Origin of the sequence: Roseovarius albus (assembly GCF_900172335.1) — a bacterium.
Lineage (GTDB): Bacteria > Pseudomonadota > Alphaproteobacteria > Rhodobacterales > Rhodobacteraceae > Roseovarius > Roseovarius albus.
This window is the reverse complement of sequence record NZ_FWFX01000001.1, coordinates 13,758-28,794: the sequence shown is the minus strand read 5'-3', so window position 1 is coordinate 28,794 and position 15,037 is coordinate 13,758. Positions and strand designations below refer to the sequence as shown.

The window sequence follows — 15,037 nt, the reverse complement described above, 5'->3', positions numbered from 1 at the left end:
GGCCCTCGCGCCGGGGTTTTCATTTATGGTTACGGCAAACGCCGACTACAGCTCATTGCTATTTCGACATTGCAAGCAGGTGAGCAAGATCGCTCACATTTTGCCCGACTGCACCGCCATGAAGCTGCTCGATTTCTGGCTTCAAGGCACTGGGTGCAACCGGGTTAAACAGCACGCCGCCCTCGACGCATCTGCGCAGGCCTGCGAATAAAAGATAGCTCTCTGCATCAGCCTGTTTTGCTTCACCTGATAGAATGTTTTGCGAATGTGAAACAAAGGCGCCTTCAATGATGGTCAACCGCGCGCCATTGGCTTGCGTCTCACGCGCTTCATCCACTTCACGAGTGTCCGGATGCAGCGAAGCCCAAAAATCCGGATGCGTCTCTGCCAGATTTTCTGTGATGACCGTGCATCTTTCTGGTGATACCGCCTCAGCCTCTTGCCCCGTCAGGGACGGACATTCTGGACCCAGCGCAATACAGGCCCGAAAAAACAATGACCGGCTATTTTGATCGCTTGGCTTGGCCAGAACAGCGATCCTCAACACCTCAGCAGCGGCAGCATGCTGCTCGAGCGCCAGTCGCATCCTGCCAAGCTGTTGGGGCATCCAGTAATGCCTTGGTTGCTCCAAGGCCGGATATTTTTCCATCAATTGAGTGTAGTATTCATCCGCCTCTTCATATCGTTCTAGCTTCCTAAGAAGTCGGAATTTACGCCTCACACTATACTTCTTGGTCGGTTCAATTGCCAAAGATGTCTCAACAGCTTCCAAAGCGGCAATATCTTGGTCAAGCCCATCAAGCGCGAAACTTTTGCCTTGCCATGCTTCATAATTCTCGGGATTCAACGCGATGGCGCGATCAAAATCAACAATAGCTTGTTGCCACTTATCCAAATCATCCAATGCATAGCCACGTTCAACATGCAAAGCTGAAAGTGTCATTTCAGAGGAAACACCTGCATCAATCATCTGCGTGCAAATTTCCACAATCAGATTTGAATCCTGCCTGCGATCCAAACAGGCCGCATAGGCTTCCATATCATCGGTTTTGTCTGCCCCTTGTTTGTTGAGCACGACCCAACCAACCGAAAACGCGATCACGCAAATGGCAGCCACTCGCAGCGCTGCTCGAGATTGAATGAATTTCAATGGTCTAATACCCTTACTTATTGTCTATCAAACGAGTAACCGTACTCATTGCGAACCCATTGTTTCTGATTTGAGGAATCGCACCCATTGATAGAATGATTCTCAACAATTTCTCGTATAGGGTAATTTCGGCGGAAACATGACTAAGCAACGCTGACGTTTCATAACGTCTGGTTCGGTGGGCATTTTGTACAAAACCCACGTACAACTTGTACATAATTCCTCTCACTGTTTGGGCTTGTCGTCCCAGTCGTCATTCAGGATACGATTGGCATTGCCCTTGGGGTCATCATACTGATCTGAGCGTACCGTATAGACAAAAGCCAACAGGCCTACACCGCCAAGAACCAGCGAAATCGGGATCAGATAGACGAGGATATTCATAGGCTTACCTCAGTCTCAGGGCATTCAGGGACACGGTGATCGAACTCGTCGACATGGCCAAGGCCGCGATCAAAGGCGTCGCCAATCCGGCCACTGCCAGCGGGACGGCAATGATATTGTACAATGTCGCAATCCGAAAGTTTTCCCTGATCCGTTTCGTCGCCGACTTCGCCGTCTCACAAGCCTGCGAAATTGGCGCTAAGTCATTGCCCAACAATACAATATCCGATGCCACCCGTGCGGCATCCAGGGCGGACGCCGGCGAGATTGACACCTGCGCCGCCGCCAGCGCCGCCGTGTCATTCAACCCGTCTCCGACCATCAGAACATGCGCGCCACTATCGGACATATCGTTGATATAACTGACTTTTCCCGCAGGTAACACACCCGCCTCAAAACGCTCAATCCCTAAGCGCTGTGCCAATTCTGACACCGCGCCCTCGCTATCCCCCGACAGCAAGTGCACCTCTTTGCCAGAAGTCTTTAATGCCTCGACAGCTTCCGCAGCGCCCTCTCTCAATCGGTCACTGAACGTAAATGCCACCGGTTTAGCGTCTCCGACTTTTAAGTACGTAGCAGTTCTTTGTCCTTCAGGCGCCCCAGTCCATGTTGCACGACCGAGCATAACCTTTTGCCCATTCCATTGCCCTGTTGTGCCGTAACCGGGCGTTTCGATTATATCGGTCAGTTTCACGGCCTCGACACCCAACGCCGCTCCAGTGCGCACGATGGCTTGTGCCAGCGGATGAGATGATCCATGTGCCAATCCCATAGCCAACATAAATTTTTCAGGTGGTATTTCAGCGGCATTTGTCACTTTTGGCACGCCCTCAGTCAACGTCCCGGTCTTGTCAAAAACAACCGTGTCCACAGTCGCCAACCGCTCCAATGCGGTTTCATGTTTGATCAGCAACCCTTTGCGAAACAATCGCCCCGAGGCCGCTGTGGTCACCGCGGGGACCGCCAGCCCCAATGCACAAGGACAAGTGATGATCAACACGGCAGCCGCGATATTGAGCGCCGTACGGAGGTCCCATGTGTAGAGATACCAACCCAGAAAGGCCAAAGCCGACATGAAATGCACCCCGGGCGCATAAAGCTTTGCCGCACTGTCCGCCAATGATGTGTAACGCGACCGCCCCGATTCCGCGATGGCCACCAGGTCGGCCATTTGATGTAGTGATGTGTCCTGTCCCACCGCTGTTGCTCGAATGATCAAAGGTCCCGTCAGGTTCACCTCTCCCGCAGACACCGCCTGCCCCACTTCAGCGAGGATTGGCAGGGTTTCCCCGGTCAGAAGCGACCGGTCCAGCTCAGATGTGCCTTCGATGACCTCGCCGTCCACAGGCATCCTGCCACCGGGACGTACACGGATCAGATCTCCAACGCCCAACTCTGAAACAGCCACTTCCTGTTCTTCACCATCCACAAGCCTAAAAGCACGCGGCACTTCGAGCGCGGTGAGTTCCTCTGCCGCAGATCGCGCAACAGCCCGCGTCCTATGATCTAGATACCGTCCCGCCAACAGGAAAAACGTGAGCATTAGCGCCGCATCGAAGTAAGCATGCGCGCCGGACAGAGCGGTTTCCCACAACGATGTCACCACTGCCAGCAGGATCGCTAGGGAAATGGGCACATCCATGTTCAGGCTGCGTTTCGACAACGCCGCCCAAGCGTTGCGGAAAAAGGGCTGTCCGGCAAAGGCGATTGCAGGCAAGGCAATCGCTGCGGAAATCCAGTGAAACAGATCGCGTGTGGCATCCTCAGCCCCGGACCAGACCGCGACAGACAGCAGCATCACGTTCATGGACGCGAACCCTGCCACCGCCAGCCGCATCAGGATATCCCGCCCAGCTTTATCAGTCTCAGTCGCGCTTAATGCAGCCAAATCAAGCTCGTGCGCCTCATATCCCAACCCCTCGACCAAGGCGACCATATCCGTCACATCTGTCTCGGGCGCGGCCACGATATGCGCGCGCTTCAAGGTCAGGTTAACCCGGGCGGACTCCACAGACGGATGTGCATTCAATCCACGCTCGATCTTGGCAATACAAGCGGAGCAATGAATGGTCGGCAAAGACAGGGCCAGTTGCGCCCCCTTTGGGATCTCGACCGGCTGCACAGACGGGGCGGCCGCGCAAGCCGGGCAGGCCACAAGGGTTGGTCGTGCGGTTGCGGTCATGCCCTTTACTCCTTGTGCATAACCACGCGTTGGCGGAATTCCGTGCCATCCTGCGCGGTGGCCACCATGCGAATATTCCAATTGCCATCGCCCAGCAGAATTGGCGCGATATAGGTACCGCTAGAATACTGGAACTCTGGTGTCACATCCTCGGCCACGTGGGTGGCACGGCCAACCGTTGCTTGCAGCATTTGCGCCTTCACAGGCTGCCCTTGCTTGTCGGTGATGGCCAGCGTTAAAACACCAGGGGCGTAATCAGCCTGTACGCTCCACCCCAAGGCCTCTTGGGCGACGCGGTCTTCATCAAAGCTCTGACTGGCGACGTAAGAGTTCTTCACTTCAAGTCCCGGGAACGTAGTCACGGCGGACCAAGCCAACCAGAGATTCACGCTGATGATCACGCCGAAGGCAATCGCAAACCCGATAAAAACCTGCCGCCCGGTGATTTGTCGTTCTGCCATCAGTTTGACTTTCCGTTAAAGACCGTGTCCTTGGACGCGCGCTCACCGTTTTCTACATCTTCGACCCAAAGCCGGACATTTGTTGTCTCGGCGGAGGCCGGATCAGAGCCAGCGGGCGCCACAAGATAAACACGCTGTAGTTTTTGCGCATCGGCTGGCATTTCAACGATATTATCTGACAAACCCTCAAGTTGGAGCTGCAAGGCGTCACTGCCACTTGTTGAAAGCGCAAATTCACGGCTTTCACCGAGTTTGTTGCGCAGCCGAATTTCATATGTGTTGCGGATCGCGCCATCTGACAGCACGACATAAGTCGGATTGCGCACTGGGGCGACGGTCATATTGATGTCAGCCCGAATAAAGAGTGCGAAAACCAGACCAATCCCGACCAGAGACCACAGCGATGTGTAGAGGATCGTGCGTGGTCGCAGGATGTGTTTCCAAACCGGTTTGACCTGCTTGCCCTCGCGCTCGCTCACCTCATCGGTCAGCGCCATATAATCAATCAGCCCACGCGGTTTGCCGACCTTTTCCATAATGTCATCACAGGCATCAATACACAGGGCACAGGTAATACATTCCATCTGCTGGCCATCGCGAATGTCAATCCCCACCGGGCAGACATTCACACAGGCCATGCAATCGATGCAGTCGCCTTGTGGTGTATCTTCGGTGATCTCCTTGGAATGTTTGCGTGGCTCTCCGCGCCAGTCGCGATAGCCAACAACAAGTGTATCCTCATCCATCATCGCGGCTTGAATGCGAGGCCAAGGGCAGGCGTAAATGCAGATCTGTTCGCGGGCGAAGCCACCAAAGATGAAGGTCGTGGCCGTCAGGATCGCGACCGTGCTGTAGGCCACCGGATGCGCATTCAATGTGAACAAATCGACCAACAGCGTCGGCGCATCGGCAAAGTAGAAGACCCAAGCACCGCCGGTTCCAACCGCAATCAACAACCAAACAATCCATTTGGTCACCCGCAAACGCGCCTTGCGAAAATCCCATTTCTTCTGTCGGTGCAAACGCAGGCGCGCGTTTCTGTCACCTTCGATCCAACGTTCGACCAGAATGAACAAATCAGTCCAAACGGTTTGTGGGCAGGCATAGCCACACCACACCCGTCCCAGGGCCGAAGTGAAGAGAAAGAGGCCCAACCCAGCCATAACCAACAATCCCGCCACGAAATAGAATTCATGTGGCCAAATCTCGATCCAGAAGAAGTAAAATCGCCTGCCCGCCATATCAACCAAGACCGCCTGATCAGGTAATTCAGAACCGCGGTCCCACCTGACCCAGGGAATCACATAGTAGATCCCTAAGGTCACCAGCATGATGACCCATTTTAGATTGCGGAACTTACCCGACACGCGCTTTGGAAACACCGGCTCTCGAGCGGCATAAAGGCTTGGTGGGCTCTCGGGCTGGCTTTGTGACACTGGTGCACCCTCAGTCTTGCAAATTGCTAGCGGCCTTGTTTCATCCTGCGATGACTATAGCATTGACCTGCATCAAACGCTTGCTTCGAAATATAATTCACCTCTTCGCGGGTTCCAACGCGGCCTGCCGCCGCAACCACGTTAGAAAAGTTTTAACTGAAGATCGGTGAGCCTCGCGCCGGGTCACAATGTGATATCCGGTGTCGCCTTCATCCTGAAACAGGACTTGCAGTTGGCCAGCATCAACATAATCACGAACCAATGAAAGGGCTGTGATGGTCAAACCTTGCCCGTTTAATACGCCATCCAGAATGAGGTTCCCTGGCATCTGGCTGATACGTTCGACCTGATCATCAATGACCCCATGCGATTGCATCCAGTCGTGGGTTTCGTCGGTGCCCAGTTCCTGCAGCCAGCGAAACTGAAGAAGGTCTGCAGCGGTTTGAATGTCACAGCTTCCGACCAACGACGGTGAGGCCACAACCACCATGCTGGTCGGCACCAGCATTTCGACATCCAGCCCTGGCCAGATCCCAGTACCAAACCGCAGTGCCACATCGATGCCCCCAGGCGAGGGATCTGTGAGCTGGGGGGCCGGGTTTATCATCAGGTTGATATCGGGATGGCGGGTCTGAAAATCGTTCAGACGCGGCATCAGCCAACTGGCGGCAAAACGTGGTGTTGCTGTGATTTGAACGGCGCGATTTGCGTCCACTTGCATCAATTCACGCACGCAATGAGAAATTTCACCAAATCCAGTTCGCAGAGATTTGGCCAAGCGTTCCCCTTCGGTGGTCAACACCATCTGGCGGGCAGAACGATCCACCAAGGAGACTCCCATAAACCCTTCTAACGCTCGTATTTGCTGACTGATGGCCGCATGGCTGACATTCAATTGTTCTCCTGCAGCCAGCACGCCCCCCTCTTCCGCAAAGGCCGAAAAGGCGCGTAGCGCCGTCAAAGGGGGAAGATTGCGCCAATTCATTATGTAATATCACCTTACATATATGTATTTTTCATGATTGGCATTATTCCTAATAAAAGTCCATATTCATTACATGTTTCAAAGCCAAGAGGAGATCATCATGCTTGGAATTTTTGCAAAATCTTTCATGACCGCCAGCCGCACAGGCACGACAGAACTGTCAAAAGAGCCGCATACCTTGAATGAACACAGGTTCTTCATCCGACCTGTCACAAGTTCGTCACGTCGCAATCAGTGATATTGAAAGAGTTCAAACCAATGTTTAAGCTTGGTGCCGGGTTTTCCGGAAACGCGCGAACAGGACGGGATCCCCGGCACCAAAACCGAAGGCACGCAAATGCCTTCGGTTATTTCGTTATTCACCACCGCCGAGTTGGTGAACATATGTTGAAACCGCGCGCACCTGCGCCTCAGTCAAGCGACCGGACCACGCAGGCATAACGCCAAAGCGGCTGTATGTGATCGTTTCTGTTAAATCTTCTTCGCTGCCACCATACAACCAGATCGCATCAGTAAGATTGGGCGCTCCTTGTTCGCGATCACCCTTACCGTCCTCGCCATGACAAGATGCGCAATTGTCCTGAAAGATCATCTCTCCAGCTTTGGCAGCGGCGTCATCGCTTTGGGCACTGCTGAGGGACATTACGTATTGAGTGACTTGAACAATCTGCTCTTTATCCAAGATTTCTCCGAAGGCAGGCATCTGCGAATAGCGAGCATCTTCATCGTCGTCGTTGCGGATACCGTGCTTGACGGAAAAATAAATATCCTCGATTGAGCCACCCCAAAGCCAAGCATTATCCAGAAGGTTCGGATACCCCGGTGCACCAGCAGCACCGGATCCGTGACATTGCGCGCACCAAGTCCGGAATACTGCGCCACCAGAATTGACTGCATACAGTTCCAATTCGGCATCAGCGGATATTTCCGTCAGAGGCGTTTCGTCTAGCTTCGCGTTCCACGGAGCATTCAACTCGTCGAATGCAGTCATATCTTCGGCCAATTGTTCACGACTGGACCAATCTTTGTATCCCGCGGTCGCCTTGGAAATCAGTGGCCAAGCGGGATAGGCGATTGAATACCAGAGCCCCCAGATGATGGTCAGGTAAAGCACCCAGAGCCACCAGCGTGGCATCGGATTGTCATACTCGCGGATTCCATCCCATTCATGGCCTGTGGTATCCGGTTCTTTCTTCTCGTCTTTTTGATGTTTTGCCATCTCTTTCACGCCTCCTTGGCGCTGTCTGCATCCTCGGATGCAGGCTTGTCTTCATGCCGGAAAGGAATGTTGGCAGGATCGTTGTAAATCTTGGTCGAGCCGGGACGGAACACCCATATGGCCATGCCGACAAAGAAGATGAACAACGCCAACAACATCCAGCTGTCTGCAATTTCACGAAGAAGCGAATAGGTTTCCATCATTCTCTCCTTAGCGACTTGCGACAGGGTTAAAGGTCGAGAAATCAACCAATGTCCCCAGCATTTGAAGATAAGCGATCAACGCGTCTGCCTCGGAAATACCAGCGGCGCCATCAAAGTTGCGTATCTGTATTTCTTCGCCATAGCGTTCCAGCAATCCGTCATAATCCGAATCTGGATCAGCTTGCGCCCGGAAATCAGCAGAAGCATTTTCGACCATCTCGTTCGTATATGGCACTCCAACCAGCTTATGCGTGGCCAGCAGATCCTCCATATACTCACCATCGATCCGCTGATCTTCGAGATAGCCATACTTCGGCATGATAGACTCCGGTACCACGGATTGCGGGTCGCGCAGGTGGTCTACATGCCACTCGTCCGAATAGCGCCCACCAACACGCGCCAAATCTGGCCCGGTCCGCTTGGACCCCCATTGATGCGGGTGGTCATATTTGGATTCGGCCGCAAGGCTGTAGTGGCCATAGCGTTCCACCTCGTCACGCATCGGACGGATCATCTGACTGTGGCAGACATAGCAGCCTTCGCGGATGTAGATGTCGCGTCCGGCAAGCTCCAGCGGAGTGTAGGGGCGCATGCCTTCCACATCCTCGATGGTGTTTTCAAGCCAGAAGAGCGGCGCGATCTGCACAATCCCACCAATGGTTACAACCAGAAAGGAGAAGATTGCCAGAAGAGTGACGTTCTTTTCCAGAACCTTATGTTTGTCGAGAATTCCCATATCCTGTCCCTCCTCTTATTCAGCCGGGACAGCGGAGTTGGTGGCAGCAACTGCCGGGCTCCGTCTGACGGTCATATAAAGGTTGTAACACATGATGACTGCACCTGCGACGAACATCACACCACCCAAAGCTCGGACTACGTTCATTGGGAATTTCGCTGCGACCGAGTCGACGAAGGCGTTCACAAGGTAGCCGTTGGCATCGACTTCGCGCCACATCAGACCCTCCATGATGCCGGTCACCCACATGGATGCCGCATAGAGAATGATGCCGATCGTCGCCAACCAAAAGTGCCAGCTGACAAGGCTGAGGCTATAGAGCCGCTCGCGGTTCCACAGTTTTGGCACCAGGAAGTAAAGCGCACCAAAGGTGATCATCCCGTTCCAGCCCAAGGCACCTGAATGCACATGACCAATAGTCCAGTCGGTATAGTGGCTGAGCGAGTTGACCGCGCGGATCGACATCATCGGACCCTCGAAGGTCGACATACCATAGAAGCCCAACGAGATCACCATCATCCGAATGATTGGGTCAGTGCGAAGCTTATCCCACGCGCCAGAAAGCGTCATCAAACCATTAATCATACCACCCCAAGACGGCATCCAAAGGATGATCGAAAATACCATACCAAGGGTCGACGCCCAGTCTGGCAGCGCGGTGTAATGCAAGTGGTGAGGACCCGCCCAGATATACAGGAAGATCAATGCCCAGAAGTGGATAATCGACAGTTTATAGCTGAACACCGGACGCTCGGCCTGCTTTGGGATAAAGTAATACATCATCCCCAAGAAGCCCGCCGTCAGGAAAAAGCCCACGGCGTTGTGGCCATACCACCATTGCACCATCGCGTCTTGCACGCCCGAAAACACCTGAACCGATTTCGAGCCAAAGATGCTGACCGGAATCGACATGTTGTTAACCACGTGCAGCATCGCAACGGTGATGATGAACGCCAGATAGAACCAGTTCGCCACATAGATATGTGGCTCTTTACGCTTGATGATTGTGCCCAGGAACACCGCAAGATAGGCAAGCCAGACAACCGTCAGCCACCAATCTACGTACCATTCAGGTTCCGCATACTCTTTAGATTGTGTTGCCCCGAGCAAATAGCCGGTTGCAGCCAATACGATAAAGAGCTGATAGCCCCAGAACACAAACCAAGCCGTATTACCGCCCCACAAACGCGCCGCACAAGTCCGCTGAACCACATAGAAGGACGTGGCAATCAGGGCGTTGCCACCAAAGGCAAAAATCACAGCAGATGTGTGCAATGGTCGCAATCGCCCGAAGTTCCCGATCCCTTGCGACCATTCAAAATTCAGCGCAGGAAAGGCCAACTGAAATGCGATAAATGTTCCGGCCAGGAAACCTACGACACCCCAAATGGAGGTTGCGATCACGCCCGCACGGATAACATCATCCATATATTCGCCGGACCTGTCGACATGAACGACGGGTTCATCCGTCTGTCTCAACACCCAAACGAACATAAACACAGCGACCGCCGCGATTGTGAGCGCATTGACCATATAGGCAACGTCGCGTGCGTAGTTCGCCGCGATCAGCGCAAAAAGCGTGATCAGGCCAAGCGCGATCAGCTTAAAATAGTTTATCATTTTGCGTCCCTTCGTCTATCCGCGCCGCTCGAGATTCGCGCGGATGCAAAAATGCTTGGTGCGTTAATGACCACAACGATAGCCCAGTTCTTTGATTTATATCAAACCTCTTGGTGAGTTAGTTTGATCCGCATCAAAGAAAAACAAAAAACTGCCTGATAGATTTGCGTGAGACACCGCTATCAATGGGATGCGACATGGCTATTAAAACCCTCTTTACTGCTGTAACGGACGACACTCTCGTAGATCCTGTATTGGATCACGCCATTGCGATGGCCAGCACACATGACGCTCATCTGGATGTTCTCTGTTTGGGAGTCGACCGAACCCACACTGGGTACTACTACGCTGGCGCCAGCGCCATGGTGTTCCAAGAAGCCATCGGTCAATCACAGGCACAAGCGGACCAGTTGGAACAAATGGTGCAGGAAAAGCTCCAAGGGCAATCAATCCGCTGGTCCACAGACAAGGGCGTGTCCCAACTGCCGGATTTGACGCGGCCCGTCTCGGCCCGTGCGCGTTTTTCTGACCTTACGATTCTGCCCATGCCTTATGCCGACGGGCGCGGAGCAGAGCTGGAACCAACCACCGAGGCGGTTTTGTTCGAAGGCCAATGCCCTGCCCTGTTGGTCCCAGATGATCACGCACTCAATACTCGCCCTGAGCAAATTATGATCGCCTGGAATGAAAGCGCGGAAGCGATAAACGCCATTCGCGCCAGCCTGCCACTACTCTGCGCGGCACGATCTGTGCGTGTGGTCGTTGTCGATCCTCCTCAACATGGTCCCTCACGCTCGGATCCGGGCGGACCTTTGTCCCAATATCTGGCGCGCCACGGGGTTTCCGTGGAAATAGACGTGCTGTCACGCACACTCCCGCGCATTGCTGACGTGCTCAATCGTCACGCTATCGATACAGGAGCCGATCTTTTAGTAATGGGGGCCTATGGCCATTCGCGTTTCCGCGAGGCGGTGTTCGGCGGGGCAACCCGTAATATGCTTGAACACGCAAAAGTGCCTGTTCTTTTGGCACATTAATCTTGATTGAAACGCCCCCATCGCGCAGGCTGAACTGTATCAGCGGTGGGGGTCCACTATGCGCGGTCACTTTCGCATTCTACAACGCACCATTTCCGCCTGTGTCCTGATGCTGTTGGCAATTCAGGCCTCAGCGCAATCGTCTTGGGCTGAAATGGAGTTGCATCTGGTTCTTGCATTCGATGTATCCGCAAGCGTCAATGATGATGAATTTCATCTGCAACGTCGCGGAACCGCCCAAGCCATCCGCAGTGAGCTGGTCTCTCGTGCCATCGCAGACGCCCCGGGCGGCGTCGCGGTTGCGATCATTCAGTGGTCAAGCGTCACCCGACAAGCTTTGGGTTTGGATTGGGTGGAACTGCATTCGATCGAAGATGCAAAAAACTATGCCGATGACATCGACGCGATGCCCCGTCGTATTCCCGGCGGGGGCACGATGATACATTCCGGGTTGAGTTACGCTTCACGCCTTCTCGAGGCCGCCCCACGAACCGCGCGCCGGCAAGTGATCGATATTGCGGGAAACGGGCGCGGGGATGATCCTGACCGACTGCAAGCGATGCGGGATAAACTGCTGAAAGAAGGCATCGTGATCAATGGCCTCGCCATCGAAGAGCTCAAGAATGATTTGACATCATATTTCTATCGCAATGTGATCGGCGGAACCGGTGCCTTTGTCGTGACAGCTTCGGGGTTTGAAGACTTTTCCGAAGCCATGCAAATCAAGCTTCATAGAGAGATCGAAGGCGCTTCCTACGCAACACTCACCGAATAAAGAAGTGCCCTCGATCCGGGAAAATCGAGGGCACGAAAGGCGGGCAGGATAAGGGGACGTTTATCCGATGAGGCCGCCGTCTTTGCGCGTCACCGAAATGATGGCAGAACGCGGAACTGAATTGCCACCGTTCGGGAAGTGGCTTTCACCTTTTTCACCGGGGTGCTGGATGCCAACAAACGCGGTGCGGCGGTCTGCCGACCAACAAATCCCTGTCACTTCGCACTCTTTTGGACCAACCAAGAAGCGGCGGATCTCTCCGGTAGTGGTGTCACCAACCAGCATCTGGTTGTTGCCCATCCCTGAAAAATCACCTTCGTTGGAGTATTTGCCATCGGTCTGGATCCAGAGCATCCCGGCACTATCAAAGCTGATCCCATCTGGTGAATTGAACATGTTGCCGGAATTGATGTTTTCCGAACCGGCATATTCATCGTCATACACATCCGGGTTCCCCGCTAGGGCGAACAGATCCCACGCGAAGGTTTCAGCTGTATGGTCACCATCCGTTGGAAGCCAACGCGCAATCTGACCATAGTGATTTTCGACCCGAGGATTCACCGCATTCGCTGAGGTGTCATCACCGCCAGCGTTCGGCTTTACACCGCGATTTTTGTTATTGGTAAGCGCAACATAAAGCTCCGGCAAGTTCGGATTAGCCGCAACCCACTCAGGACGATCCATCGTGGTCGCCCCAACGGCCGAGGCCGCTTCGCGGGTAAAGATACGGACTTCAGCATCAGACATGCCGGTTGTTTCCGGCGTCAATGCTAGCCATTCGCCGGTCAGGTCATCATTGAATTTGGCCACATACAGCGCGCCGCTTTCCAAGAGATTCGAATTGTCCCCTGTCGCTGTGTATACACCGTCCGAGACGAACCTGTAGAGGAACTCTCCGCGTTCATCATCACCCATGTAAACGACGGCTTTGCCATTGGTGGCAATGACCACTTCGGCATTCTCATGCTTGAAACGACCAAGCGCCGTGCGTTTCTTTGGTGTTGAATTTGGATCGAATGGATCGATTTCCACAACATAGCCTGCGCGATGCGGCTCGTTCGGGTGCTTGGCGATATCAAAGCGCTCATCCACCTTAGCCCAACCATAGCCCCAATCTTCCAAATTGATGCCATAACGTTTTTGCTGCTGGGTTTGCTTCAGTGCTTCGTCTGAAGACGAGAAATAACCGTTGAAGTTTTCTTCACAGGCCAGATAAGTGCCCCATGGCGTTTCGCCATTGCCGCAGTTGTTCCATGTACCGAGCGATATCGTGCCACTGGGATCTGCATCCGTTTTTAACAGGTCATGACCTGCTGCAGGACCCGTCAACGCCATCTCTGTTTGTGGTGTAATTCGACGGTTTAGATCGCTGTCCTGCACAACAATCCATTTACCGTTGTTATCACGCGTAACTTCGAAAACCGACACACCGTGCGCCATCATACCCTTTTCGACGTCATCCTCTGAAACCGCTTTGGCATCGGGATTATTGCCCCAAATGATGTCACGGTTTGTATATTCGTTGTTCACCGCCATGATCGTGCGGCCCTTGTAGGAGAAGAACGACATCCCATCGTTGTTGTCCCCAAAAGTACGTGCCTGCGTTGCGGCTGTCCCGCGTGTTGAATCGTCAAATCCAGGCACGTCCGACCAAAGCGGGTCGCCCCATTGAACCACCACGTCCCAATCGAAACCCTCTGGCACGGTTATCGTATCTTCAGAATTCGCAGCGACCTGGGCAAAACCAAAGCGATCTTTTACTGCCCCGACTGCGCCGGCAGGGCGGGTCAATGCCGTGGTACCAACAAGAAAGCTTCCCAGCCCGAAAGTCATGACGCCACCCAGAAACCCGCGACGGCTGAGTGCAATCTCTACCACACGATCAAAATCGCACGTTTCAGGGCGTGGATTGTTCATTTCATCAAAATCGTCGAATGACAGATCGTCCTTAGCCATACCTTGCTCTCCTAGCTGGGATATTAACCTGAAATTCTCAGGCGGGCATAGGATCAGGGGATTCGGCAAAGCTTTGGTGACAGCTGGATGTCGAATTTATGAATTCGTTAACCATTATGACCAACGAAGAACACTCGCAGCGTTCAGTTCAGAAAACCACCATCTCCGTCATCACCAGCTTCTTGCATCAACCGATCAAAGTCCGGAACGATGATATGCCGTTTGCCTTCAAGCCGGATCACGCCATCGCGTTTGAGCGCAGAAACCTGTCGACTGACCGTTTCCAGCGTCAGCCCCAGATAATCCGCCATCGCTTCGCGGGTCAGTGGTAGGTCAAAGGTGATCTCACCTTCGGTCGCCAGCATTTGTAGCGCTGCGTTACGGCGCGCGATAATGCACAACAGCGAGGCAATTTTTTCCCGCGCGGTTTTGCGCCCCAAGACCAACATCCATTCCCGAGCCGCATCCAACTCGTCCAATGTCATTTCCAACAGTCGTTGTGCAATATGTGGCGTTGATGACATCAGCTGTTCAAACGGCTTTTTGCGAAAACAGCACAGTGTCATATCACTGGTGGCGACCACATTATACGTCGCGGTTTCCCGTCCAGGTCGGCCAACAAAGTCACTGGGCAGCAGAAGTCCCACCATCTGCGTGCGCCCGTCTTCCATCACTTGAGTCAACGTTGCAATGCCGGTGACAACCGAGGCCACAAAATCCATCTGATCCCCGGCCCAGGCAATCATCTGGCCAGCCTCGTAGTTACGGTAGAACTTTATTTTATCGAGCTGCACCAACTCATCAGAATCGCACCTTGCGCACACGGCACGATGCCGAATGGGGCAATCCCCGCATTGGCGTGTTTCGGCAAATTTAGCTTCGCTCAGCATGGC

Annotated in this window: 15 protein-coding genes; 3 read left to right on the top strand and 12 right to left on the bottom strand. The window is 53.6% G+C overall.

What is annotated here, in order from left to right; all coding sequences use genetic code 11:
- Nucleotides 1-58 precede the first annotated feature (58 nt).
- From ROA7450_RS00135 to ROA7450_RS00105, 6 genes are all read right to left on the bottom strand, one after another.
- On the bottom strand, nucleotides 59-1,150 hold the full coding sequence (locus tag ROA7450_RS00135; RefSeq protein WP_143534298.1) for a tetratricopeptide repeat protein: 1,092 nt from the start codon (nucleotides 1,148-1,150) through the stop codon (nucleotides 59-61).
- 225 nt (nucleotides 1,151-1,375) lie between these two features.
- The gene (gene ccoS / locus ROA7450_RS00125; RefSeq protein ID WP_085803600.1) at nucleotides 1,376-1,534 is read right to left on the bottom strand and encodes a cbb3-type cytochrome oxidase assembly protein CcoS; all 159 of its coding nucleotides are present in this window, start codon (nucleotides 1,532-1,534) and stop codon (nucleotides 1,376-1,378) included.
- A 4-nt stretch (nucleotides 1,535-1,538) separates the two neighbouring features.
- Nucleotides 1,539-3,716: a heavy metal translocating P-type ATPase gene (locus ROA7450_RS00120; protein ID WP_085803599.1), complete on the bottom strand. Its 2,178-nt coding sequence runs from the start codon at nucleotides 3,714-3,716 to the stop codon at nucleotides 1,539-1,541.
- Nucleotides 3,717-3,721: 5 nt separating this feature from the next.
- Nucleotides 3,722-4,177 carry a FixH family protein gene (locus ROA7450_RS00115; protein ID WP_200812905.1) on the bottom strand — a complete coding sequence of 152 codons (456 nt, stop codon included), beginning with the start codon at nucleotides 4,175-4,177 and terminating at the stop codon, nucleotides 3,722-3,724.
- Nucleotides 4,177-5,613, bottom strand: a complete 1,437-nt coding sequence (gene ccoG / locus ROA7450_RS00110) for a cytochrome c oxidase accessory protein CcoG (protein WP_085803597.1) — start codon at nucleotides 5,611-5,613, stop codon at nucleotides 4,177-4,179. The genes ROA7450_RS00115 and ccoG overlap by 1 nt, the downstream gene beginning before the upstream one ends.
- Before the next feature lie 97 nt (nucleotides 5,614-5,710).
- Nucleotides 5,711-6,598 carry a LysR family transcriptional regulator gene (locus tag ROA7450_RS00105; RefSeq protein ID WP_085803596.1) on the bottom strand — a complete coding sequence of 296 codons (888 nt, stop codon included), beginning with the start codon at nucleotides 6,596-6,598 and terminating at the stop codon, nucleotides 5,711-5,713.
- Nucleotides 6,599-6,698: 100 nt separating this feature from the next.
- Between ROA7450_RS00105 and ROA7450_RS20880 the strand changes: the two genes are divergently transcribed.
- Nucleotides 6,699-6,836: a hypothetical protein gene (locus ROA7450_RS20880; RefSeq protein WP_159453964.1), complete on the top strand. Its 138-nt coding sequence runs from the start codon at nucleotides 6,699-6,701 to the stop codon at nucleotides 6,834-6,836.
- A gap of 117 nt (nucleotides 6,837-6,953) precedes the next feature.
- Here ROA7450_RS20880 and ccoP read toward each other — a convergent pair whose 3' ends face one another.
- From ccoP to ccoN, 4 genes are read right to left on the bottom strand one after another with little or no spacing between them, the layout of a single operon-like run.
- A complete protein-coding gene (gene ccoP, locus ROA7450_RS00100; protein WP_085803595.1) occupies nucleotides 6,954-7,817 on the bottom strand; it encodes a cytochrome-c oxidase, cbb3-type subunit III in 864 nt (287 codons plus the stop codon).
- Between the two features lie 5 nt (nucleotides 7,818-7,822).
- Complete coding sequence (locus ROA7450_RS00095) at nucleotides 7,823-8,017, bottom strand: cbb3-type cytochrome c oxidase subunit 3 (RefSeq protein ID WP_085803594.1); 195 nt, start codon at nucleotides 8,015-8,017, stop codon at nucleotides 7,823-7,825.
- Nucleotides 8,018-8,027: 10 nt separating this feature from the next.
- On the bottom strand, nucleotides 8,028-8,756 hold the full coding sequence (ccoO, locus tag ROA7450_RS00090) for a cytochrome-c oxidase, cbb3-type subunit II (protein WP_085803593.1): 729 nt from the start codon (nucleotides 8,754-8,756) through the stop codon (nucleotides 8,028-8,030).
- Nucleotides 8,757-8,771: 15 nt separating this feature from the next.
- Nucleotides 8,772-10,376: a cytochrome-c oxidase, cbb3-type subunit I gene (gene ccoN, locus ROA7450_RS00085; RefSeq protein WP_085803592.1), complete on the bottom strand. Its 1,605-nt coding sequence runs from the start codon at nucleotides 10,374-10,376 to the stop codon at nucleotides 8,772-8,774.
- 197 nt (nucleotides 10,377-10,573) lie between these two features.
- Between ccoN and ROA7450_RS00080 the strand changes: the two genes are divergently transcribed.
- Together ROA7450_RS00080 and ROA7450_RS00075 are read left to right on the top strand one after the other, a co-directional pair.
- Nucleotides 10,574-11,413: a universal stress protein gene (locus tag ROA7450_RS00080; protein ID WP_085804104.1), complete on the top strand. Its 840-nt coding sequence runs from the start codon at nucleotides 10,574-10,576 to the stop codon at nucleotides 11,411-11,413.
- A 58-nt stretch (nucleotides 11,414-11,471) separates the two neighbouring features.
- Complete coding sequence (locus tag ROA7450_RS00075) at nucleotides 11,472-12,188, top strand: DUF1194 domain-containing protein (RefSeq protein WP_085803591.1); 717 nt, start codon at nucleotides 11,472-11,474, stop codon at nucleotides 12,186-12,188.
- A 60-nt stretch (nucleotides 12,189-12,248) separates the two neighbouring features.
- On the opposite strand, the gene ROA7450_RS00070 is transcribed toward ROA7450_RS00075, so the two are convergent.
- Both ROA7450_RS00070 and fnrL read right to left on the bottom strand, forming a co-directional pair.
- Nucleotides 12,249-14,144 (bottom strand): PhoX family protein, encoded by a 1,896-nt coding sequence (locus ROA7450_RS00070; RefSeq protein WP_085803590.1) that lies wholly within the window; start codon nucleotides 14,142-14,144, stop codon nucleotides 12,249-12,251.
- Between the two features lie 143 nt (nucleotides 14,145-14,287).
- Nucleotides 14,288-15,034, bottom strand: coding sequence for a transcriptional regulator FnrL (gene fnrL / locus ROA7450_RS00065; RefSeq protein WP_085803589.1), 747 nt, complete (start codon nucleotides 15,032-15,034; stop codon nucleotides 14,288-14,290).
- Nucleotides 15,035-15,037 lie beyond the last annotated feature (3 nt).

Coding starts and splice junctions, on each gene's coding strand:
- ccoS (WP_085803600.1), bottom strand. CDS start 1,534: ATGAATATCCTCGTCTATCTGATCCCGATTTCGCTGGTTCTTGGCGGT.
- ROA7450_RS00120 (WP_085803599.1), bottom strand. CDS start 3,716: ATGACCGCAACCGCACGACCAACCCTTGTGGCCTGCCCGGCTTGCGCG.
- ROA7450_RS00115 (WP_200812905.1), bottom strand. CDS start 4,177: ATGGCAGAACGACAAATCACCGGGCGGCAGGTTTTTATCGGGTTTGCG.
- ROA7450_RS00105 (WP_085803596.1), bottom strand. CDS start 6,598: ATGAATTGGCGCAATCTTCCCCCTTTGACGGCGCTACGCGCCTTTTCG.
- ROA7450_RS20880 (WP_159453964.1), top strand. CDS start 6,699: ATGCTTGGAATTTTTGCAAAATCTTTCATGACCGCCAGCCGCACAGGC.
- ccoP (WP_085803595.1), bottom strand. CDS start 7,817: ATGGCAAAACATCAAAAAGACGAGAAGAAAGAACCGGATACCACAGGC.
- ROA7450_RS00095 (WP_085803594.1), bottom strand. CDS start 8,017: ATGGAAACCTATTCGCTTCTTCGTGAAATTGCAGACAGCTGGATGTTG.
- ccoO (WP_085803593.1), bottom strand. CDS start 8,756: ATGGGAATTCTCGACAAACATAAGGTTCTGGAAAAGAACGTCACTCTT.
- ccoN (WP_085803592.1), bottom strand. CDS start 10,376: ATGATAAACTATTTTAAGCTGATCGCGCTTGGCCTGATCACGCTTTTT.
- ROA7450_RS00080 (WP_085804104.1), top strand. CDS start 10,574: ATGGCTATTAAAACCCTCTTTACTGCTGTAACGGACGACACTCTCGTA.
- ROA7450_RS00075 (WP_085803591.1), top strand. CDS start 11,472: ATGCGCGGTCACTTTCGCATTCTACAACGCACCATTTCCGCCTGTGTC.
- ROA7450_RS00070 (WP_085803590.1), bottom strand. CDS start 14,144: ATGGCTAAGGACGATCTGTCATTCGACGATTTTGATGAAATGAACAAT.
- fnrL (WP_085803589.1), bottom strand. CDS start 15,034: ATGCTGAGCGAAGCTAAATTTGCCGAAACACGCCAATGCGGGGATTGC.